At 64.1% G+C, this 1361-nt stretch carries 1 protein-coding gene; it reads right to left on the bottom strand.

Features of this window, described 5'->3' with window-relative positions:
* Positions 1–261: 261 nt before the first annotated feature.
* Positions 262–1296 (bottom strand): IS110 family RNA-guided transposase, encoded by a 1035-nt coding sequence (locus AB4118_RS33970; RefSeq protein WP_441493893.1) that lies wholly within the window; start codon positions 1294–1296, stop codon positions 262–264.
* Positions 1297–1361: the final 65 nt, after the last annotated feature.

The raw sequence follows: 1361 nt of genomic DNA, 5'->3' as shown, positions 1-1361 counted from the left end.
GGAAACGTATGGCCCGCCCCGTCTGCAAGCTGTTTGGCGATCTGATTTGAGCAGTCTGCATCAACGTATCCGGTCTCAGGATTGAACCTGGCCAAGATGGAGATCCGCGCGTCCCAGGCCTCATAAAGGGGCCGGCATCGAGTGCCATTTTCCGTCGTAGGCTGGTGGGACACCGGTTGACTGTCAGGCCATCTCGCTTTCACCACCCGCAGACCCTTCACGGCTGGCGGCGTCGGGTGATCGCCGCCAGCCGATCCCGTTTTATGCTGCGGCGCGTCCGCTGTCGGCGAACATGGTCTGGTTGCGCAAAAGTGCCCAGGCGATCCGGATGAGCTTGCTTGCCAGCGCGACGACAACGGTGTTGCCATGGGCCCGCGCCAGCAGGCCTCGAAGCCAGACACCGAGGGGCGTCGCGGTCTTGGCCAGCGTCGGCAACGCCGCTCGGGCACCTTGGATGACGAGCTTGCGCATGTATTTGCTGCCCCGCTTGGTAATCCCCAGTAGCTTCGGCTTGCCGCCTGTTGTCGCCTGCCTAGGCACCAGCCCGAGCCAGGCGGATAGGTCGCGACCGCGTTTAAATGTGGCCCCGTCACCGATAGCGGCCACCAACGCGGTCGCGTTCATCACGCCGATACCCGGTATGGTCGCCAGGCGGCGAGCGGCCGGGTCGTTGCGCGCCATCTCGGCAAACTCATCGTCGAGCCTCTTGATGCGCGCATCGAGAGCGCGCCACTGGTCGATCATGTCGTCGAGCAGAAGCCGAACGCGCGCGCCCAGCCCGCTCGCGTCCGGCTCTGATAACAGACCTGCCAGCACGTCCAGCAGACTTCGCCGGCCCTGAGGCACGACGATCCCACGTTCGAGCAGGATGCTGCGGATCTGGTTCATCAATGAGGTGCGCTGTCCGACAAGCCGGTCACGGACGCGATGCAGAACCTGTATGTCGAGTTGCGCCTCCGTCTTGAGTGCCACAAACCGCATCGTCGGCCGTGTCGCAGCCTCGGCGATCGCCTCGGCGTCGCGATCGTCGTTCTTCTGCGACTTGACGTAGGGCCGGACATACTCTGGCGACATCAGCCGCACCTCATGACCCTGGGCGACCAGAAGGCGCCCCAGATGATGCGCTCCGCAGCATGCCTCCATAGCGACCACGCAGCCAGGCAGCTTCGCCGCCAGAGCGATCACGCCCTCCCGCCGCGTCCGGCGGCGCAATAGAACCCGCCCAGCCTGATCCAGACCAACCACGCTGCAGCTGTTCTTGCCCAAATCGACACCAAGAATCTGAATGTCCTTCATGCCACCCTCCTGTTGCGACCCGATCAGCATGGAGGAGAGGGGCGGGCCATTCCATAAAGGGGGGC

It is taken from the genome of Allobosea sp. 2RAB26 (assembly GCF_052115465.1).
Classification (GTDB): Bacteria; Pseudomonadota; Alphaproteobacteria; order Rhizobiales; family Beijerinckiaceae; genus Allobosea.
The sequence above is the reverse complement of the archived record's forward strand: the minus strand, read 5'-3'. Positions and strand labels throughout refer to the sequence as shown.